Source organism: Acidovorax sp. FHTAMBA (genome assembly GCF_038958875.1).
Taxonomy (GTDB): domain Bacteria; phylum Pseudomonadota; class Gammaproteobacteria; order Burkholderiales; family Burkholderiaceae_C; genus Acidovorax.
In genome coordinates, this window is the sequence record NZ_CP152407.1 from 657,189 (window position 1) to 676,659 (window position 19,471).

At 63.5% G+C, this 19,471-nt stretch carries 24 protein-coding genes; 15 read left to right on the forward strand and 9 right to left on the reverse strand.

From position 1 onward, the window contains the following. The first annotated feature begins 45 nt into the window (after positions 1–45). The 3 genes from AAFF19_RS03060 (at position 46) to ptsP (ending at position 2,618) form a co-directional block, all read left to right on the forward strand. A complete protein-coding gene (locus AAFF19_RS03060; RefSeq protein WP_085942620.1) occupies positions 46–498 on the forward strand; it encodes a PTS fructose transporter subunit IIA in 453 nt (150 codons plus the stop codon). Continuing rightward, a complete protein-coding gene (locus tag AAFF19_RS03065; RefSeq protein WP_008906437.1) occupies positions 467–736 on the forward strand; it encodes an HPr family phosphocarrier protein in 270 nt (89 codons plus the stop codon). Before AAFF19_RS03060 ends, AAFF19_RS03065 begins: the two co-directional genes overlap by 32 nt. Before the next feature lie 124 nt (positions 737–860). Then, positions 861–2,618, forward strand: a complete 1,758-nt coding sequence (ptsP, locus tag AAFF19_RS03070; RefSeq protein ID WP_342721296.1) for a phosphoenolpyruvate--protein phosphotransferase — start codon at positions 861–863, stop codon at positions 2,616–2,618. 84 nt (positions 2,619–2,702) lie between these two features. Here ptsP and AAFF19_RS03075 read toward each other — a convergent pair whose 3' ends face one another. From AAFF19_RS03075 to AAFF19_RS03095, 5 genes are all read right to left on the reverse strand, one after another. After that, complete coding sequence (locus tag AAFF19_RS03075) at positions 2,703–3,536, reverse strand: DMT family transporter (protein WP_342721297.1); 834 nt, start codon at positions 3,534–3,536, stop codon at positions 2,703–2,705. A gap of 84 nt (positions 3,537–3,620) precedes the next feature. Continuing rightward, entirely contained in the window at positions 3,621–4,331 is a 711-nt protein-coding gene (locus AAFF19_RS03080) for an AraC family transcriptional regulator (protein ID WP_342721298.1), read from the reverse strand. A 33-nt stretch (positions 4,332–4,364) separates the two neighbouring features. Next, the gene (gene lipA, locus AAFF19_RS03085) at positions 4,365–5,345 is read right to left on the reverse strand and encodes a lipoyl synthase (RefSeq protein WP_342721299.1); all 981 of its coding nucleotides are present in this window, start codon (positions 5,343–5,345) and stop codon (positions 4,365–4,367) included. Positions 5,346–5,360: 15 nt separating this feature from the next. Beyond that, entirely contained in the window at positions 5,361–6,056 is a 696-nt protein-coding gene (gene lipB / locus AAFF19_RS03090) for a lipoyl(octanoyl) transferase LipB (RefSeq protein ID WP_342721300.1), read from the reverse strand. Positions 6,057–6,081: 25 nt separating this feature from the next. Continuing rightward, positions 6,082–6,399, reverse strand: coding sequence for a DUF493 domain-containing protein (locus AAFF19_RS03095; protein WP_008906472.1), 318 nt, complete (start codon positions 6,397–6,399; stop codon positions 6,082–6,084). 282 nt (positions 6,400–6,681) lie between these two features. Between AAFF19_RS03095 and AAFF19_RS03100 the strand changes: the two genes are divergently transcribed. From AAFF19_RS03100 to AAFF19_RS03140, 9 genes are all read left to right on the forward strand, one after another. After that, complete coding sequence (locus AAFF19_RS03100; RefSeq protein WP_008906473.1) at positions 6,682–7,155, forward strand: ATP synthase subunit I; 474 nt, start codon at positions 6,682–6,684, stop codon at positions 7,153–7,155. A 19-nt stretch (positions 7,156–7,174) separates the two neighbouring features. After that, complete coding sequence (gene atpB, locus AAFF19_RS03105; protein WP_008906474.1) at positions 7,175–8,053, forward strand: F0F1 ATP synthase subunit A; 879 nt, start codon at positions 7,175–7,177, stop codon at positions 8,051–8,053. 54 nt (positions 8,054–8,107) lie between these two features. Further along, positions 8,108–8,377 carry a F0F1 ATP synthase subunit C gene (atpE, locus tag AAFF19_RS03110; RefSeq protein ID WP_007847749.1) on the forward strand — a complete coding sequence of 90 codons (270 nt, stop codon included), beginning with the start codon at positions 8,108–8,110 and terminating at the stop codon, positions 8,375–8,377. A 34-nt stretch (positions 8,378–8,411) separates the two neighbouring features. Further along, positions 8,412–8,882: a F0F1 ATP synthase subunit B gene (locus tag AAFF19_RS03115; protein ID WP_007847746.1), complete on the forward strand. Its 471-nt coding sequence runs from the start codon at positions 8,412–8,414 to the stop codon at positions 8,880–8,882. A gap of 10 nt (positions 8,883–8,892) precedes the next feature. Further along, on the forward strand, positions 8,893–9,435 hold the full coding sequence (locus AAFF19_RS03120; RefSeq protein WP_342721301.1) for a F0F1 ATP synthase subunit delta: 543 nt from the start codon (positions 8,893–8,895) through the stop codon (positions 9,433–9,435). Positions 9,436–9,477: 42 nt separating this feature from the next. Further along, positions 9,478–11,031, forward strand: a complete 1,554-nt coding sequence (gene atpA / locus AAFF19_RS03125) for a F0F1 ATP synthase subunit alpha (protein ID WP_008906476.1) — start codon at positions 9,478–9,480, stop codon at positions 11,029–11,031. Positions 11,032–11,049: 18 nt separating this feature from the next. Next, complete coding sequence (atpG, locus tag AAFF19_RS03130) at positions 11,050–11,916, forward strand: F0F1 ATP synthase subunit gamma (RefSeq protein ID WP_008906477.1); 867 nt, start codon at positions 11,050–11,052, stop codon at positions 11,914–11,916. 33 nt (positions 11,917–11,949) lie between these two features. Beyond that, on the forward strand, positions 11,950–13,356 hold the full coding sequence (atpD, locus tag AAFF19_RS03135; RefSeq protein WP_008906478.1) for a F0F1 ATP synthase subunit beta: 1,407 nt from the start codon (positions 11,950–11,952) through the stop codon (positions 13,354–13,356). A 75-nt stretch (positions 13,357–13,431) separates the two neighbouring features. Continuing rightward, complete coding sequence (locus tag AAFF19_RS03140) at positions 13,432–13,848, forward strand: F0F1 ATP synthase subunit epsilon (protein WP_008906479.1); 417 nt, start codon at positions 13,432–13,434, stop codon at positions 13,846–13,848. Positions 13,849–14,084: 236 nt separating this feature from the next. Here the strand turns inward: AAFF19_RS03140 and AAFF19_RS03145 are convergent, their stop codons facing one another. From AAFF19_RS03145 to AAFF19_RS03155, 3 genes are read right to left on the reverse strand one after another with little or no spacing between them, the layout of a single operon-like run. After that, positions 14,085–14,627: a TPM domain-containing protein gene (locus AAFF19_RS03145; protein ID WP_182120701.1), complete on the reverse strand. Its 543-nt coding sequence runs from the start codon at positions 14,625–14,627 to the stop codon at positions 14,085–14,087. A gap of 2 nt (positions 14,628–14,629) precedes the next feature. Further along, positions 14,630–15,550 (reverse strand): TPM domain-containing protein, encoded by a 921-nt coding sequence (locus AAFF19_RS03150; RefSeq protein ID WP_342721302.1) that lies wholly within the window; start codon positions 15,548–15,550, stop codon positions 14,630–14,632. Between the two features lie 35 nt (positions 15,551–15,585). Beyond that, positions 15,586–16,185, reverse strand: coding sequence for a LemA family protein (locus tag AAFF19_RS03155; protein ID WP_182120724.1), 600 nt, complete (start codon positions 16,183–16,185; stop codon positions 15,586–15,588). Positions 16,186–16,412: 227 nt separating this feature from the next. On the opposite strand from AAFF19_RS03155, the gene AAFF19_RS03160 reads away from it, so the two are divergent. The 3 genes from AAFF19_RS03160 (at position 16,413) to AAFF19_RS03170 (ending at position 18,498) form a co-directional block, all read left to right on the forward strand. Then, positions 16,413–16,856 carry a nuclear transport factor 2 family protein gene (locus AAFF19_RS03160; RefSeq protein WP_034695299.1) on the forward strand — a complete coding sequence of 148 codons (444 nt, stop codon included), beginning with the start codon at positions 16,413–16,415 and terminating at the stop codon, positions 16,854–16,856. A gap of 63 nt (positions 16,857–16,919) precedes the next feature. Next, the gene (locus tag AAFF19_RS03165; protein WP_342721303.1) at positions 16,920–17,972 is read left to right on the forward strand and encodes an alpha/beta fold hydrolase; all 1,053 of its coding nucleotides are present in this window, start codon (positions 16,920–16,922) and stop codon (positions 17,970–17,972) included. Then, positions 17,965–18,498 (forward strand): DUF2946 family protein, encoded by a 534-nt coding sequence (locus AAFF19_RS03170; RefSeq protein WP_342721304.1) that lies wholly within the window; start codon positions 17,965–17,967, stop codon positions 18,496–18,498. The genes AAFF19_RS03165 and AAFF19_RS03170 overlap by 8 nt, the downstream gene beginning before the upstream one ends. Positions 18,499–18,587: 89 nt before the next feature. Here AAFF19_RS03170 and AAFF19_RS03175 read toward each other — a convergent pair whose 3' ends face one another. Continuing rightward, a complete protein-coding gene (locus tag AAFF19_RS03175; protein ID WP_342721305.1) occupies positions 18,588–19,448 on the reverse strand; it encodes a c-type cytochrome in 861 nt (286 codons plus the stop codon). Positions 19,449–19,471: the final 23 nt, after the last annotated feature.

A 19,471-nucleotide genomic window follows, 5' to 3' on the forward strand; every position in this document is an offset into this window, starting at 1 on the left:
CGTGCAAACGATGGGGCGTTGCCTTGTGGCGCGCAAGTCATGACCATGAGCTCCACCAGCATCCTCATCATTGCCCACGCCCCGTTGGCCCACGCGCTGCGGGAGTGTGCGCTGCACGTGTTTGCCGATTGCGGCGACAGCGTGGCCGCCCTGGACGTGCAGCCCAACCAGCCGCCTGAAGAATCGCTGGCCCAGGCGCGCATCCTGCTCGACAGGCTGGGGCCGGATTCCACCCTGGTGCTGACGGATGTGTTCGGCGCCACTCCCTGCAACGTGGCGCAGCGCCTGGTCGATGGTGTGCGCTCGCGCCTGGTGACCGGCGTCAACCTGCCCATGCTGCTGCGCGCCGTGAGTTACCGGGCCGAGCCGCTCGACTCTGTGGTGACCCGCGCGGTGGTGGGGGGCACACAAGGGGTGATGCAGGTGGCCATCTCCGCTCCGCAAAACCAGAACCGACGTACCGTACATGATCAAGACTCGCACGACCATCAACAATAAGCTGGGCCTGCATGCCCGCGCCTCGGCCAAGCTCACCAAGCTGGCCGGGAGTTTCCCTTGCGACGTTTTCATGAGCCGGGGCGAGCGCCGCATCAATGCCAAAAGCATCATGGGCGTGATGATGCTGGCCGCCGGCATGGGCACCGAAGTCGAGATTGAAACCAGTGGCGACCGCGAGCAGGAGGCCATGGATGCGCTCCTGGCCCTCATCGCCGACAAGTTCGGCGAAGGTGAATGAGGATGGCCCCCACGGTCGCGCACTGCGTGTCGCTCCCTGCTCCCCGAGGGGCCCCAGCCCGCCTTCGGGCGGCCGGGCGGCGGGCTGAGGCGCTCTTCTCTGCGATCTGCATCGGATAACTCCCATGACCTTCTCCGTCCACGGTCTTGCAGTTGCCCGCGGGATCGCCATCGGCCGCGCGGTGCTGGTGGCGTCCAGCCGTGTGGACGTAGCGCACTATTTTGTGGAGCCCCATCAGGTCGAAGACGAGATCGAGCGCGTGCGCCAGGGACGCAATGCCGTGGCCGAAGAGCTGCAGCGGTTGCAGAACGACATGCCGGCCGATGCGCCCCACGAGCTGACCGCGCTGCTTGATGTGCACCTTATGCTGCTGCAGGACGAAGCCCTCACGGGCGGCGTCAAGCACTGGATCAAGGAGCGCCTGTACAACGCCGAATGGGCGCTGACCACCCAGCTCGAAGTGATTGCGCGCCAGTTCGACGAGATGGAGGACGAGTACCTGCGCGAGCGCAAGGCCGACCTGGAGCAGGTGGTCGAACGCATCCTGCGCTACATGAAAGGTGTGGCCAGCCCGGTGGCGCCGCCACCCAGCAGCCCGCGCCGCAAGACCCAGCAGGACCTGCTGCTCGATGACACGGTGGATGTGCCGCTGGTGCTGGTGGCGCACGATTTATCGCCCGCCGACATGCTGCAGTTCAAGCAAAGCGTGTTCGCCGGGTTTGTGACCGATGTGGGTGGCAAGACATCGCACACCGCCATCGTCGCGCGCAGCATGGACATCCCTGCCGTGGTGGGTGCGCGCAGCGCCAGCCAGCTGGTGCGCCAGGACGACTGGGTCATCATCGACGGCGATGCGGGCGTGGTCATCGTCGATCCGTCGCCCATCATCCTGGCCGAATACGGCTTCCGCCAGCGACAGGTGGAGCTGGAGCGCGAGCGGCTGGCGCGCCTGCGGCACACGCCCGCCATCACCATCGACGGCCACAAGGTGGAACTGCTGGCCAACATCGAGCAGCCCGGCGACGCTGCGGGCGCCGTGCGCGCCGGGGCGGTGGGTGTGGGGCTGTTCCGCAGCGAGTTTCTGTTCATGGGCCGCACGGGCAACCTGCCCGGTGAGGACGAGCAATACCGCGCCTACTGCGAAGCCATCGAGGGCATGCAGGGCCTGCCCGTCACCATCCGCACCATCGACGTGGGCGCCGACAAGCCGCTGGACCACAAGGCCCACAAGGACAACTACCTGAACCCGGCCCTGGGCCTGCGCGCCATCCGCTGGAGCCTGGCCGACCCGGCCATGTTCCGCACACAGCTGCGTGCCGTGCTGCGGGCGGCGGCCCATGGCAAGGTGAACCTGCTGTTCCCCATGCTGGCGCACACGCACGAGATCCAGCAGACCCTGGCGCAGGTGGACCTGGCCCGTGCCGAGCTGGATGCGCGCGGCGTGCCCCACGGCCCGGTGCAACTGGGCGCCATGATCGAGGTGCCCGCGGCTGCGCTCATGGTGCGCACCTTCCTCAAGTATTTCGACTTCCTTTCCATCGGCACCAACGATCTGATCCAGTACACCCTGGCCATCGACCGCGCCGACGAAGCCGTGGCCCACCTGTACGACCCATTGCATCCGGCCGTGCTGCGGCTGGTGGCCGACGTGATTGCCGAAGGCGAGCGGCAGGGCAAAAGCGTGTGCGTGTGCGGCGAGACGGCGGGTGATGTGGCCATGACCCGCCTGCTGCTGGGCCTGGGCCTGCGCAGTTTCTCGATGCACCCGGCGCAGATCCTCGCCATCAAACAAGAGGTGCTCAGGGCCGACACCCGCAAGCTGGCGCCGTGGGCGCAGCAGGTGCTGGGCGGGGACGAGCCTGCCGCGCTGCTGGCCCATTAGGCGAGCGCAAAAATGCTACTAAAATAATAGCTATTGGCGCTTGATGGATAAGCGCCGAGGGCCAATTTGACCAAAATTCTTGGATCAACGCGCCCGCATTCCCATCACCGCGGCGCTGATGATCATCACCGTTGCCAGCCCAATGCTCCAGCTGAACGAGCGGCCGCTCACCACGATCAGCAGCGCGGTGGACGCCAGCGGTGTGATGTAGCTCAGGATGCCGATGTGCCGCGCGTCCCCCAGCTTGAGCGCCTTGTCCCACATAAAAAACGACGCCCCCAGCGGCCCCAGGCCCAGCACTGCGAGCAGCGCCCAGTCGCGCGGCTGCAGCGCCACGGCGGGCTCCAGCGCCACGTGGCACAGCAGCGACAGCACGCCCGACACCAGCCCGAACAGGCCGATGGCGGTGGTCGGAAAAGCCGCCACGCGCTTGGTCATGAGCGAATAGGTGGCCCAGATGAAAGCCGCCGCCAGCGCAGGCAGGTAGCCCCAGGCCAGCGTGCCACTCAGCTCGCGCCCGCCCGCAATCGCAATGGCTGCGCCTCCAAAACCCAGCAGCGCTGCCAGCACATGCGGCAGGCGCAATGCCACGCCGGGCAGCACCACGGGCGAGAGCACCACGATGAACAGCGGCCACAGGTAGTTGACCAGGTTGGCCTCCACCGGCGGCGCGTGGCGCAGCGCGATGAACAGCAGAAAGTGGTAGGCAAACAGGCCATACACCCCGAGTGCCAGCGTGCGCAGCGGGATGCGCCACTGCGACGGGTCATGCAGCACGAACGGCCAGGCGGGCACGCTGCCGATAACGAGCGCAATACCCGTGAGCAGGAAGGGCGGAATGTGGGTGAGCGACACCCCCAGAGAGGCGAGGGAGGCCCACAGAGCGATGGCGCCCAGGGCATAGAGGTTGGCTTGCATGGCCGAGAGCTTACGCGCGCCTGCTGTGGTGAATCGTCGCGCAACACCGGTCCATCGTCGCGTCACCGGGTTGTTGGTGTGTGGTCAGCGATGTTGAGCGCGGCGCAGCGCAGCCGTGAGGGCCGAGGGCGAACGGTAGCCCGTGCGCCGTGCCACCTCCGCCACCGCCATGCCCGCGTTGCGCAGCACACGGGCCTGCGCCAGGCGCAAGCCACGCAGCCAGGCGATGGCACCCACGCCGTTCTCGTCCCGGCAGCGGGCGGCAAACTGGCTGGGGCTCAGGTACACCTGCGCCGCGAGGTCGGCCACGGTCAGTTCCCGGTGCCATTGCTGCGCTGCCCATTGCTGCAGCGCGGGCCAGTCGATGGCGCGGCGGCGTGTGGGGCCGGGCGTGGGCAGGTCCGCGCGGGCGCTGCCAAGCCATGCCTCAAGCAGCAGCGCGGGGCCGTGGGCTTGTGCCAGCGGGCGGCCCTGCTCCAACGCACCGGCCAGATAGTGGGCCAGGGGCAGGGCACTGGCGGGCGGGGTGATCCGGTGGCGCTGGCCGGTGCAGTGCGCCCAGCCGGGGCGGGCGCTGTCGAGCACCAGGCACACGCTGCCCCGGGATGATTCAAAGTCGTGCCTGTCGCCTGGGGCTATCACGCAGCCGCCGCCGGGTGAAACGCGCATGCCGTGTCCTGCGACCTCCAGGTCAAGCGTGCCGGAGAGGCCCAGCAGAATCTGGAAGTGGTCGTGGCTGTGGCTGCCCGGCGATGCGCTGTAGTGCCGCAGCGAGAGCGATTCCGTCGGCGTCATCGCACGCTGTGGTGGTGTTGCTCGGCGCGTGGCTTACACGCCAGCGGCGTGCGCCTGCTGGTCGGCGTGGTAGCTGCTGCGCACCATGGCGCCCACGGCCGCGTGGCTGAAGCCCATCTTGTAGGCCTCTTCCTCGAACATCTTGAAGGTGTCGGGGTGCACGTAGCGGCGCACGGGCAGGTGGCTGTTGCTGGGCGACAGGTACTGGCCGATGGTCAGCATGTCGATGTTGTGTTCGCGCATGTCGCGCATCACCTGCAGGATCTCTTCGTCCGTCTCGCCCAAGCCCACCATGATGCCGCTCTTGGTGGGAACATTGGGGTGCAGGGCCTTGAACTTTTTCAGCAGGTTCAGGCTGAACTGGTAGTCAGAGCCTGGGCGCGCTTCCTTGTACAGGCGGGGTGCGGTTTCCAGGTTGTGGTTCATCACGTCGGGTGGCGCGGCTTTCAGGATTTCGAGCGCACGGTCGTCGCGGCCCCGGAAGTCGGGCACCAGGATCTCGATCTGCGTAGCGGGCGACAACTCGCGGATGTTCTGGATGCATTCGACAAAGTGGCCGCTGCCGCCGTCGCGCAGGTCGTCACGGTCCACGCTGGTGATCACCACGTACTTGAGCTTGAGGGCGGCAATGGTCTTGGCCAGGTTCAGCGGCTCGTCCTTGTCGAGCGGGTCGGGGCGGCCGTGGCCCACGTCGCAGAAGGGGCAGCGCCGCGTGCACTTGTCGCCCATGATCATGAAGGTGGCTGTGCCTTTGCCAAAACATTCGCCGATGTTGGGGCAGGAGGCTTCTTCGCACACCGTGTGCAGCTTGTGCTCGCGCAGGATCTCCTTGATTTCGTAGAAGCGTGTGGTGGGGCTGCCCGCCTTCACGCGAATCCACTCAGGCTTCTTGAGCACTTCGCCTTGCTCGACCTTGATCGGAATGCGCGAGAGCTTGGCGGCCGCTTTTTGCTTGGCCAGCGGGTTGTAGGCTTCGACGGATTGCGCTTCGCGGACGACTTCAGGGGTGCTCATGGCGTGTAGACAGGTTCAGGGCGCCAAACGGATGCTGAGCTGCTGGCCCAGCACCTGCGCGGCTTCTTCCCAGGTGGTGTGGACCCCGATTGTAGAAAGGTCCACCGTCTGCAAACCTGCGTAACCGCAAGGGTTGATGCGGGCAAAGGGCTCCAGGTCCATCGCCACATTCAGCGCCACGCCGTGGTAGGTGCAGTGCCGGCTGACCTTGATGCCGAGCGCAGCGATCTTGCCCAGGCCTTCGAAGTCGGGGGTTGGCGGGGCGACACCCACCCGTTTCTGCGGGCGTTGGGGCAGCATGGCGTGGCTGTGCGGGTCATCAAGGCGCACATAGATGCCGGGGGCGCCGCCCACCCGGTGCCCGGTGATGCCAAAGTGCGCCAGCGTGCGGATCACGGCCTCTTCCACGCGGTACACATATTCCTTGACGAAATAGCCTGCACGTTGAAGGTTGATCAGTGGGTAAGCCACGACCTGACCGGGGCCGTGGAAGGTGACCTGCCCGCCCCGGTTGGTGGCCACCACGGGGATGTCGCCTGGGTTGAGCACGTGATCACTCTTGCCTGCGAGCCCCTGTGTGTACATCGGAGCGTGCTCACACACCCAGAGCACATCGGGTGTTTCGGGGTTGCGACTGGCCGTGAAGTCCTGCATGGCCTGCACGGTGGCGGCATAGTCCACGCGGCCCAGCATGTGAATGGCGATGGTCATGCAGAGAACCTGCGCTTGTCTGCGGTCAGAGCACCACTTTGACGAGGGGGTGCGACGACAGCGCCCGGTACAGCTCGTCGAGCTGCTCCCGGCTTGTTGCCGTGATGGTGATGGTTACTCCGAGGTAATTGCCAGCGCGGCTGTCGCGCAGTTCAATGGTGCTGGCGTCAAATGTGGGGTCGGCCTTGCGGGCCAGCTCCGTGATGGCGTGCACAAAGCCATCGACCTTGGCCCCCATCACTTTGATCGGAAATCTGGAGGGGTATTCGATCAGCGAGTCCTTGCGAGGATCGCCAGGTTGTGCATCAAGACCGTTGGCAGGAGGCGAAGGAGGTGTGGTCATGGTGAGGGGTTCTTTTGCTTCGATTTCAATAGCTGCAGGCGCTTTGCCATTGTGCGACAAGGCCCGGGCGGCGCGTCGATAACTGGTCCGTTTCTGCGCGGTGAAGCACGGCAATGCACATCGCATTGCACCCCGAAACCCGTTGGCCCATCACCACAGGCGGGCGAGTCCTGGTGGCGGTTACATGACCCGTTTGCGGTTTTTTGTCGTTCGCCACGGGTTTTTACTTATAATTAGAGGCTTTGTGAAAGTTGCAGTCTGTAACGCGGGCGTCATTCAACAATGAAAACAATCGCGACAGAGACTGAAACTGAGGCTGAAGAATCTGACTTCAAGCCCCTGACGGCCCAAGAGGCTGATCAGTGGCGCAGTCGCAATCCCCCCGTCTCCGTGTGGAAGGTGGTGGCGGGTCAGGCGCTGGTCGGGCTGCTGGTGGCTCTTGGGGCCTGGGCGGTGGCGGGAAGTGTGCAGGCAGGCTGGTCTGCTGCGTATGGTGCGCTGTCCGTGGTGATTCCGGCAGCCTTGTTTGCCCGGGGTGTGCTGCGCCAGAAGGCGTCGATCAACCCGCGCGCTGCGATGGTGGGGTTCTTTGGCTGGGAGATTGCCAAGATCGTATTGACGGTTGCGCTGCTTGCGGCGGCACCCTGGGTGGTTCCCGGCCTGAGCTGGATCGCCCTGCTGGTGGGCTTGGTAGTCACGATGAAAACGTACTGGGTTGCGCTGTTGGTGCGGCCCGGTGTTCGAAAAACCGATTGATTTAGAGAAGAGTTGTCCGATGGCCGCAGAAGCGCACGCTCCGACTGCAAGTGAATACATCGTTCACCACCTGCAGCATCTTCAAAACGTCAAGCAGACCAAGATTGTTGACTTCACGGTCATCAATTACGACTCCATCATTATTGGTTTGGTTCTGGGTGTCATCACCCTGCTGATTCTCTGGTCGGCTGCCCGCAAGGCGACTTCCGGCGTTCCTGGCCGCTTCCAGGCTGCGGTGGAAATGCTGGTCGAGATGGTGGACAACCAGGCCAAGGCCAATATCCACAACGCTGAAAGCCGCAAGTTCATCGCCCCCCTGGGCCTGACGGTGTTCGTCTGGATCTTCCTGATGAACTTCATGGACATGATTCCCGTGGACCTGCTGCCCTCCATCTGGGCCCAGATTTACGGTGCTGCCGGCCATGATCCGCACGACGCCTACCTGCGCGTGGTGCCCACTGCTGACCTTTCCACCACTCTGGGTCTCGCATTTGCGGTCCTGATCCTGCGCTTCTGGTACAGCGTCAAGATCAAGGGCGCTGGCGGTTGGGCGCATGAGCTGGTTTCCGCGCCTTTCGGCACCAGCAAGAACCCCATCTTCGCCCTGATCCTGGGCGTGGTGAACGTGCTGATGCAGATCATTGAATATGTCGCCAACACCGTGTCGCATGGCATGCGGTTGTTCGGCAACATGTACGCCGGTGAACTGGTGTTCATGCTGATCGCCCTCATGGGTGGTGCGGCTGCACTGTCGCTGTCGGGTGTGCTGCTGCCTGTGGGCCACGTCATCGCTGGCACCATCTGGACGCTGTTCCACATTCTGGTGATCTCCCTGCAGGCATTCATCTTCATGATGCTCGCACTGATCTACCTCGGTCAGGCGCACAACGCGCACTAAGTTTCCCTTTCGTTTTTTCTTTCCTCAACTTTTCTTTTTTACTCAGGAGTCATCATGGAAAACATTCTCGGTCTCGTCGCTCTGGCTTGTGGTCTGATCGTTGGTCTGGGCGCTATCGGCGCTTCCATCGGTATCGCACTGATGGGTGGCAAGTTCCTCGAATCGTCGGCACGTCAGCCTGAGCTGATCAACGAACTGCAAACCAAGATGTTCATCTTGGCCGGTCTGATCGACGCTGCCTTCCTGATCGGTGTGGCTATCGCTCTGCTGTTCGCCTTCGCTAACCCCTTCGCTTCCACGTTCTTGGCCAACCTGCCCAAGTAAGTTCCGTTCAACGCCACTTTAGAAAGGTGTTGCCGTGAGTATCAACGCGACCCTGTTCATTCAGGCCATCGTCTTCCTGATCCTGGTGTGGTTCACGATGAAATTCGTGTGGCCCCCGATCGCCAAGGCGTTGGATGAACGAGCCCAGAAAATCGCCGAAGGCCTCGCTGCTGCCGACCGTGCCAAGTCCGAGCTGACCGCTGCCAACCAGCGCGTCGAGAAGGAATTGTCACAGGCGCGCAACGAAACGGCCTCGCGTCTTGCGGACGCCGACCGCCGTGCCCAGGCCATCATCGAAGAAGCCAAGGCACGCGCCACGGAAGAAGGCAACAAGATCGTTGCTTCCGCCCGTGCTGAAGCCGAGCAGCAAACGGTGCAAGCCCGCGAAGCCCTGCGCGAGCAGGTGGCCGCGCTGGCCGTCAAGGGTGCAGAGCAGATTCTCCGCAAGGAAGTCAACGCCGGCGTACACGCCGACCTGCTCAACCGCCTGAAGACCGAGCTGTAAGGGGACACACATGGCTGAACTCGCCACCATTGCCCGCCCCTACGCCGATGCCCTGTTCAAGGCCGCTACTGCGGGTGCGGGCGTGGACCTGGCCAGCACCGCTGACTGGGTCGATGAACTGGCGGCCATTGCCGCCAACCCCCAGTTGCGTCAGCTGGCGGACAACCCCAAGGTGACGGCAGACCAGGTGTTTGCCGTCTTCACGGGTGTTGCGCGTTCGGCGCTGTCCGATACGGCCAAGAATTTCCTGCGTACAGTCATCGACAACGGACGCATCAACGCGCTCCCGGAAGTGGCTTCGCAGTTTCGTGCCCTCGTGAATCGCCGCAACGGATCTTCTGATGCCGTGGTGTACAGCGCCTTCCCCATGGACAGTGCTGCACTGTCCGAGGTCGGCGCAGCGCTGGAAAAGCGCTTTGGCCGCAAGCTCAATCTCGCTGTCCAGCAGGACGAGTCACTGATTGGCGGCATTCGCGTAGTGGTGGGTGACGAGGTGCTGGACACTTCGGTCAAGGCCCGTCTTGAACAAATGAAAGCGGCCCTCACCGCCTAGTGCGCGGCGAGGACAGCGAACCAAAGAAAGAAGGAAAGAGTCATGCAACTCAATCCCGCAGAAATTTCTGAACTCATCAAGAGCCGCATCGAAGGTCTGGCCGCCAGCAGCGATATCCGCAACCAGGGTACCGTGGTGTCCGTGTCTGACGGTATCGTGCGCGTGCACGGCCTCTCGGATGTGATGCAGGGCGAAATGCTCGAGTTTCCCGCCACCAAGGACGGTCAGCCTTCCTACGGCCTCGCGCTGAACCTTGAGCGCGACTCCGTCGGCGCCGTGATTCTGGGCGAGTACGAGCACATCTCCGAAGGCGACACCGTCAAGTGCACGGGCCGTATTCTGGAAGTGCCGGTCGGCCCCGAACTGATCGGCCGCGTGGTGAATGCCCTGGGCCAGCCTATCGACGGCAAGGGTCCTATCAACGCCAAGCTCACCGACGTGATCGAAAAGGTCGCTCCTGGTGTGATCGCCCGTAAATCGGTGGACCAGCCTCTGCAAACCGGCCTGAAGTCTATCGACTCGATGGTGCCCGTCGGCCGTGGCCAGCGCGAGCTGATCATTGGTGACCGCCAGACCGGCAAGACGGCCGTTGCCATCGACGCCATCATTGCCCAGAAGGGCCAGGGCGTTACCTGTATCTACGTCGCCATCGGTCAGAAGGCCTCGTCGATCAAGAACGTGGTGCGCGCTCTGGAACAAGCCGGCGCCATGGAGTACACGATCGTGGTGGCTGCATCGGCCTCCGAATCGGCCGCCATGCAGTACGTGTCGGCCTACTCCGGCTGCACCATGGGCGAATACTTCCGCGACCGCGGTGAAGACGCCCTGATCGTGTATGACGACCTGTCCAAGCAAGCTGTGGCTTACCGTCAAGTGTCCCTGCTGCTCCGCCGCCCACCAGGCCGTGAAGCCTACCCTGGCGACGTGTTCTATCTCCACAGCCGCCTGCTCGAACGCGCAGCCCGCGTGAACGCCGACTACGTCGAAGCCTTCACCAAGGGTGAAGTCAAGGGCAAGACGGGTTCGCTGACGGCTCTGCCCATCATCGAAACGCAAGCCGGCGACGTGTCTGCCTTCGTTCCTACCAACGTGATTTCGATCACCGACGGTCAGATCTTCCTGGAAACCAGCCTGTTCAACGCCGGTATCCGCCCCGCCATCAACGCCGGTATCTCGGTGTCGCGCGTGGGTGGTGCTGCACAGACCAAGCTGATCAAGAATCTGTCCGGCGGTATCCGTACCGATCTGGCTCAGTACCGTGAACTGGCTGCGTTCGCGCAGTTCGCTTCCGATCTGGACGAAGCCACCCGCAAGCAGCTGGACCGCGGTGCCCGCGTGACCGAACTGCTCAAGCAGGCGCAGTACAGCCCGCTGTCCATCTCGCTGATGGCTTCCACGCTGTTTGCTGTGAACAAGGGTTTCATGGACGACATCGATGTCAAGAAGGTGCTCGACTTCGAACACGGCCTGCACCAGTTCCTGAAGACCAGCCACGCCGCTTTGTTGGCCAAGCTGGAACAGGCCAAGGCCATGGACAAGGATGCTGAAGCCGAATTGACCGCAGCGATCGCCGCGTTCAAGAAGTCGTTCGCTTAAACCGGACGAGGAGCCATCATGGCAGCAGGCAAGGAAATACGCGGCAAGATCAAATCGGTGGAAAACACCAAGAAGATCACCAAAGCCATGGAAATGGTGGCTGCATCCAAAATGCGCAAGGCGCAGGACCGGATGCGGGCTGCCCGCCCGTACAGCGAGAAGATCCGCAACATTGCAGCCAATCTCGGCAAGGCCAACCCGGAGTACGTGCATCCGTTCATGAAGATGAACGATGCCAAAACCGCTGGCGTGATCGTCATCACCACGGACAAGGGTCTGTGCGGTGGCATGAACACCAACGTGTTGCGTGCCGTGACGACCAAGCTGCGTGAACTGCAAGGCGCGGGTGTTTCGACCGAAGCCGTGGCAATTGGCAACAAGGGCCTGGGTTTCCTGAACCGTGTGGGCGCCAAGGTGGTTTCGCACGTGACGGGCCTGGGCGACACGCCCCATCTGGACAAGCTGATCGGCCCCGTCAAGGTGCTGCTCGATGCCTACGCCGAAGGCAAGATCAACGCGGTGTACCTGTCGTACACCAAGTTCATCAACACCATGAAGCAGGAATCGGTGGTGGAGCAGCTGCTCCCCCTGTCGTCCGAGCAGATGGAGGCCGAAAAGACCGAACACGGCTGGGACTACATCTACGAGCCCGATGCGCAAAGCGTCATCGACGAGTTGCTGGTCCGTTACGTCGAGTCCCTGATCTATCAGGCGGTTGCGGAAAACATGGCGTCCGAGCAGTCGGCGCGCATGGTGGCCATGAAGGCTGCCACCGACAACGCCGGCAGCGTCATTGGCGAGTTGAAGCTGGTCTACAACAAGACGCGCCAGGCAGCGATCACGAAAGAACTTTCGGAAATCGTGGCTGGCGCCGCTGCTGTGTAAGCAGCTCAACAAACTACTTTATTGGAGCGAAAAATGGCTCAAGTGCAAGGCAAGATTGTTCAATGTATCGGCGCTGTGGTGGACGTTGAGTTCCCCCGCGACCAGATGCCCAAGATTTATGACGCCCTGAAGCTCGAAGGTTCGTCGCTGACGCTGGAAGTGCAACAGCAGCTGGGCGACGGCGTGGTGCGTACCATTGCTCTGGGCTCGTCCGACGGCCTGCGCCGCGGCATCATGGTGTCCAACACCGGCAACCCCATCACCGTGCCTGTGGGCAAGGCGACGCTGGGCCGCATCATGGACGTGCTGGGCACGCCCATCGACGAGCGTGGTCCGGTCAGCCAGGACCTGACGGCCTCCATCCACCGCAAGGCCCCTGCGTACGACGAACTGTCGCCTTCGCAAGAGCTGCTGGAAACCGGCATCAAGGTGATTGACCTGGTGTGCCCGTTCGCCAAGGGCGGCAAGGTGGGTCTGTTCGGTGGCGCCGGCGTGGGCAAGACTGTGAACATGATGGAGCTCATCAACAACATCGCCAAGGCCCACAGCGGTCTGTCGGTGTTCGCTGGTGTGGGCGAGCGTACCCGTGAAGGGAACGACTTCTACCATGAAATGGCCGATTCCGGCGTGGTTAACCTCGAGAAGCTCGAAGAGTCCAAGGTTGCCATGGTGTACGGCCAGATGAACGAGCCCCCAGGCAACCGTCTGCGCGTGGCCCTGACCGGTCTGACCATCGCCGAGTCGTTCCGCGACGAAGGCCGCGACGTGCTGTTCTTCGTGGACAACATCTACCGCTACACGCTGGCCGGTACCGAAGTGTCCGCTCTGCTGGGCCGCATGCCTTCCGCCGTGGGTTACCAGCCTACGCTGGCCGAAGAAATGGGCCGCCTGCAAGAGCGTATTACGTCCACCAAGGTCGGTTCGATCACCTCCATCCAGGCCGTGTACGTGCCAGCGGATGACTTGACCGACCCATCGCCTGCTACGACGTTCGCCCATTTGGACTCCACCGTGGTGTTGTCGCGTGACATCGCTTCGCTGGGTATCTACCCCGCCGTGGATCCTCTGGACTCCACCAGCCGTCAGCTGGACCCGAACGTGGTGGGCGAAGACCACTACAGCACGGCCCGCGCAGTGCAGGGCACGCTGCAGCGCTACAAGGAACTGCGCGACATCATCGCCATTCTGGGCATGGACGAACTGGCGCCTGAAGACAAGCTGGCCGTGGCCCGCGCGCGCAAGATCCAGCGTTTCCTGTCGCAGCCTTTCCACGTGGCCGAAGTGTTCACGGGCTCGCCAGGCAAGTACGTTCCGCTGTCGGAAACCATCCGTGGTTTCAAGATGATCGTGAACGGCGAATGCGATCACCTGCCAGAGCAAGCGTTCTACATGGTGGGCACCATTGACGAAGCCTTCGAAAAGGCCAAGAAGGTGGCCTGATGAGCCGTCGGCCGGGCAGCCCATGGCGGCTCGGCCTTCAGCAATCAAGCAACCCACCTTTTCTTAGGAGCAATGATGAACACCATCCTCGTTGACGTGGTCAGCGCCGAAGAGTCCATCTTCTCCGGTGAAGCGCGTTTTGTCGCTCTGCCCGGTGAAGCTGGCGAACTGGGCATTTACCCTCGCCACACCCCGCTGATCACCCGCATCAAGCCGGGCTCGGTGCGCATCGAAATGGCCGATGGCTCCGAAGAGTTTGTCTTCGTGGCCGGTGGCATTCTGGAAGTGCAGCCCAACCGCGTAACTGTGTTGTCCGATACCGCCATCCGTGGCAAGGATCTGGATGACGAGAAGGCCAACGCTGCGAAGGCTGCCGCCGAAGAAGCGCTCAAGAACGCCAAGAGCGATATTGATCTGGCCAAGGCACAGTCTGAGCTGGCAGTCATGGCCGCGCAGATTGCAGCGCTGCGCAAGTTCCGCCAGAAGAAGTAATACGGCTTCTTGCGAACGCGTACGAAAAACCCGGCAATGCCGGGTTTTTTGCTTTCCAGACGGGTTACTTCAACCCGATTGTGTCTTCCCACTGTGTTCATGGCTCCGTGGCTGATGGGCAGTCGCCGTTGTGTGGCAGGCCGTAAAACATCGCTCGCATTGGCGGCCGCAGCTTCCGTTGTAGCGGCGTTGGCGCCAAAGAGGGCGGCTGGCGCGCCTTCAAGCGAGGGTGGCCCCTATCGCACGACGGGGGCATCCGGCAGTTCGTTCACGCCGGGACCGTGCGACGTCCGTGGAAAGTGCCGGACGAGGCGTGAAGAAACGACTTCGATGGTGTTCTGCAGCCCTTGTTCATACTCAGAGCGCCGAAAGTGCGCTGACATCTGTGCGATGAGCTGCTGCCATTCAGCAGGGGGTACATGCCGGGACACTCCACGGTCGGCCACGATCTCGATGGCGTGTTCGGGCATCAGCAGATAGATGAGCACGCCATTGTTGTGTTCGGTGTCCCACACGCGGTACTTGCTGAACAGCATGATGGCCCGTTCGCGCGCACTCGCCTGTCGCCGCAGGTAGCTCCAGGGCAGGCTGAGCTCTGCGACGATGCGGATCTGACCGGTGTGCAGTTGCTCGCTGGCGGTCACACGTTCGGCAAGGCGCTGCAGCGTTTCCGGGGGCAGGGCGCGGCGTGCGCTGTGTTCGGCCCAGCGATGGCGCACCAGGCGCGCGATGGCACGAGGCAGTGCCGTCACAGAAGGTGGGATGGCTTCAGGCTGCATGTTCACCAGTCTCCCGAGGCGCCGCCGCCCCCAAAATCACCGCCACCGCCGGAGCTGAAGCCTCCGCCGCTGCCACTGCCGCCCCAACCCCCGGCGCTTCCGCCCCAGCCGCCGGTGGAACTGCCGCCGCGTCCCCGAACCACGTTGGCGCCGGAACCCCCGAAGATCCACGTGTAAAACAGCGCCAGCACACCGACCCCCCCTGCCACGGGAAGGCTGGCGGTCACCATATACGCAAGGAGGCCGACACCGCCGCCCATCAGCAGGCCGCCCACGGGGGCGCCAAAAACTTTGCGAGCCAGGGGGCCGATCACCATGACACCAAAGAACAGGAAGACTGCGAGATCCGACCAATCGAATCCGTCACCGGAGTTGCTGGATGAATTCGCTCCAGTGTCTGCGAGGGTGGGGGTCGGAAGCGCCTCGCCGGCTATGCGTGCGGACAGTTGGGAGATGGCGGCGTCCAGCCCTCCGGCAAAGTCATTCTGCTGAAACCTGGGTTTCATGGCGCCGTCGATGATGCGTGCCGCTGCGATGTCGGGAATCGCACCTTCCAGCGCCTTGGCAACTTCAATGCGCATCTTGCGGTCGTTCTTGGCCACCAGCACGATCACCCCGTCGCCGACGTCGCGACGGCCGATCTTCCAGGCATTGCCCACGCGATTGGCGAAGGAGGCAATGTCTTCCGGCGCCGTGGTGGGCACCATCAGCACCACCACCTGCGCACCCAGGGACTGCTCCAGCGCTTGCAGCCGCGCTTCCAGTGCGGCTTTGTCGGCGTCGCTCAGCGTGCCGGTGAGATCCACGACAGGGGAGGTGAGCGCCGGAACAGGTTGCAGCGCCCCGTCTGCACGCGCAAAAGGGAGTGCAAATGCTATAATAAATATAGCTATCAGCGCTTTTCTGACAAGCGCTAGCGGCATATTTTTCTCAAAACCGTGGGCTCAGTCAGCCCGCCTCAAGGCTTGGGGCGGGACGCAGAGAAATCCACGGTCGGGGGCGTGGCGATCTGGGCTTCGTTCGCAACGGCCAGGCCGGGCTTGGGGTCATAGCTGAAGACCATGGCCGTGAGGTTGGTGGGGAAACTGCGCGCGAGCACGTTGTATTCCTGAATGGTCTGGATGTAGCGGTTGCGGGCTACGGTAATACGGTTCTCGGTGCCCTCCAGCGTGACGCGCAGGTCGCGGAAACCCTGGTTGGCCTGCAACGTGGGGTACCGCTCGGAGACCGCCATCAGCCGCGACAGCGCGCCCGACAACTCCCCCTGTGCCTGCTGGAACTTGCTGAACGCTTCCGGATTGTTCAGGGTCTCCGGGGTCACCTGGATCGCGGTGGCCTTGGCTCGCGCCTCTATCACGCGGGTCAGGGTCTCCTGCTCGAAGTCCGCCTCGCCCTTGACGGTGGCGACAATGTTGGGCACCAGGTCGGCGCGCCGCTGGTACTGGTTGAGGACTTCGCTCCATGCGGCTTTGGATTGTTCGTCCAGCCGCTGGAAGTCGTTGTAGCCGCAGCCTGTCAGCGCGAGAGCGGCGGCCAGGACGGCAAGGATTCGTTGGATCATGGTAGGTTTGCCCTGCAGTTGGTAGCCCGGGGCCAATGACCGGGGCACCGGAACAACCCGATGCCGGTCTTTGGCGGTGCGGTAGATTCTGCAACATCCTGGGGCTCCAGGGCCAGTTTCCGGACGCATGACGCGGCATTGGGGATGGCCCCACAATTGCGACCTCTGTGGCGCCCTCTGGCCGCCACGCCGATCTTCCAACGCCTTTGCTTCCCCACACCACCATGCCCCGCTCCAGCGCCGCCACTTTATGGGGTTCCCCGGACGAAACAGAAGCCGCGTTCTATGAAGCGCTGCAGCTTGGCGACATTGAACTGCTGATGTCCTGCTGGGCCGAAGATGACGACATCCTGTGCATCCACCCGGGTGGGCCCCGGCTGCTGGGTGCAGGGGCCATTCGTACCGCCTTCGAGGCGATGTTCGCGCATGGCACCGTGCGCGCTCGGCCCCTGCAGGTCCACCGCGTGGTGGCGCTGACCAGCGCCGTACACAGTGTGGTCGAACAGGTGGAGGTGATGCTGCCCGACGGTCTGCACCAGGCCGTGGTGCTGGCTACCAACGTTTACCACAAGGCGCCCGAAGGCTGGCGCATGGTGGCGCACCACGCAAGCCCGGGCGGCGCGCCGGATGCCCAGGTGGTGGAAGCCCAGCGGCACGTCCTGCATTGATCGCATGCCAGTAGTTATGAGTATTTTTGGCCTGCAGCGCTTTATAGATAAGCGCCAGAAGCTATGAAATATATAGCGCCTCGATGGCTCCCCGGGGGGCAGATGCAGACGATCTGGCCGGCCCTGTATTCACGGCGTGTGTTTGGCCCACGCCCCGAATACCGGCGTGAGCGCTGGGACACGCCCGATGGCGACTTTGTGGACGTGGATTTTCTCCACGATGGCGCACTGCGTGCGCCACATGCGCCGTCCCCACGCCGCCGTCCTCTGCTGGTGGTGTTCCATGGCCTCGAAGGTTCATCGCGCAGCCACTATGGCGAAGCGTTTGCCGACCTGGCGCGCGAGCGGGGGTGGGCCTGCGCGCTGCCGCACTTTCGGGGTTGCAGCGGGGAGATCAACCGTGCGCCGCGCGCCTACCATTCGGGCGACCATGCCGAGATCGGCTGGATGCTGCAGCGGCTGCGCGCCGCGCATGACGGGCCGCTGATGGCCGTGGGCGTCTCGCTGGGGGGCAATGCACTGCTGCGCTGGGCCGCTGAAGTGGGCGAGGACGCCGCGCGCCATGCCGATGCAGTCGCTGCCGTGTGCTCGCCGATTGACCTGGCCGCTGGGGGCCATGCGATTGGGCGCGGATTCAACCGGCAGGTCTACACCCGCATGTTCATGCGAACGCTGGTGCCCAAGGCCCTGCGCAAACTGGCGCAGCATCCGGGGCTGTTCGACCGGCAGGCGCTGCTGGCGGCGCGCGATCTCTATGCTTTCGATAACGTGTTCACCGCGCCACTGCACGGGTTTCGGAACACCGAAGACTATTGGCAGCGTGCATCGGCCAAGCCCTTGCTGCACCGGATTCGTGTGCCCGCCTTGGTCGTTAATGCGCTCAACGACCCGTTTGTTCCGGCCGCCAGCCTTCCTTCGCCGCAGGAGGTCCGCAACCCGTTCGTGACGCTCTGGCAACCGGCACATGGCGGGCATGTGGGCTTTGCCCGTGGCCGCCTGCCCGGGCATGTGCGTGCGATGCCTGACGCCGTGGGCGAATGGCTGGCAGCCCACGCAGGGGCTGGGGCCATGACGCGGCCTGATATGCCGGTGGGTGCAGAATCACCCCATGGATGACATCGTCAAACAGGCGCTGGCCAAGTGGCCCAATGTGCCCGCCTGCTACGGCTGGCTGGGCCTGGATGCGCGGGGCCGCTGGTACCTGCGCGATGATTCGGCGCAGGCTGCAGGGCCCTTCCCGCTGAGCAAGGGATCACTGCTCCAGCATGAGAAGCTGATCGAGTTCATTGAACGCAACTACGAGCCCGACGCGCACGGCCAGTGGTTCTTTCAGAATGGCCCTCAGCGGGTGTACGTGGAGCTGGAAACCACGCCCTTCATCTGGCGCATACAGCCGGATTCCTCCGTGGTATCCCACACCGGTCGTGCAGCGGTGGTGCACAACTGCCTGGTGGACGAGCAGGGCCGTGTCTACCTGGCCACGGATATGGGGTTTGGCCTTGTGCACACGCTGGATGTGGCACTGGCAGTACAAGCTGTTGAGGCAGGGCACTGGACGCCACAGCAGGTGCACGCGGCCGACCTGCCAGAGCGGTTTGGCTATGCCATGAGCCCGCTGGACCGCAGCAAGACGGCCGCGTGACACCGGTAGCGCGCGCATAAAAAAACCGGTCTGCGACCGGTTTTTTTATGCCACCCCTGCCGTAGAACAGCACAGGGGGTTTGCAGACGTCATTTGACCGTTGCGGTCATGAACTCGACCGCTGCACGCAAATCGGCATCCGATGCCTGGGCGGCACCGCCACGGGGGGGCATGGCGCCCTTGCCATTGAGCACACTGTTGTAGAGAGCGTCCATGCCGCCCGCCATGCGGGTAGCCCAGGCGGCCTTGTCACCCAGCTTGGGGGCGCCCGCGACACCTGCAGCGTGGCACACCTGGCACGCCTGCTTGTACAGCGCCTCACCAGTGCCTGCACCAGCCACCGCTGCCGTGGCAGGTGCTGCAGCGGCTTCAGATTGCGACACCGATGCTGCGGCCACTGGAGCCGCCGCCGGGGCACTGGCTTCGGCAGGCGCTGCAGCCGCTCCCTCGGCGGCGGGGCCTGCGGGTTCGGCGAACTTGGCGCCAGCGGAGTTGGCCATGTATGCCACTGCGCGGGCAATCTCGGTGTCGTTGAAATCACCGCCACCCTGGGGAGCCATCGCCCCCTTGCCCTTCAGGGCGGACTGCACCAGTGCTTCAAAGCCTGTGGCAATGCGGGCAGACCATGCGGCTTCATCACCCAGTTTGGGAGCGCCGGCAGCGCCCGTGGCGTGGCAGGCGGCGCACTGTCCTTTGTAAGCTTCTTCACCCGACCTGAGCGGACGGTTGGCATCACGGATTTCGACCATGCCGACCTTCTGGATGCGCTCGGCGATGGCTTTCTCGGGGTTGGCGGCGCCCGCAGCGGGCTTGTCGGCCGACGTGACATACAGGACCAAGCCAATGATGGCAAAGACCGGAATCACAAACGAACCAAGTACCGCGATCAGCAACTGCTTGGGGTTCTTGATCGGGCCGGTATGGGCTTCTTCGTGGTGGTTGTCGCTCATGACGTCCTCTGGTGTAGCGGGGC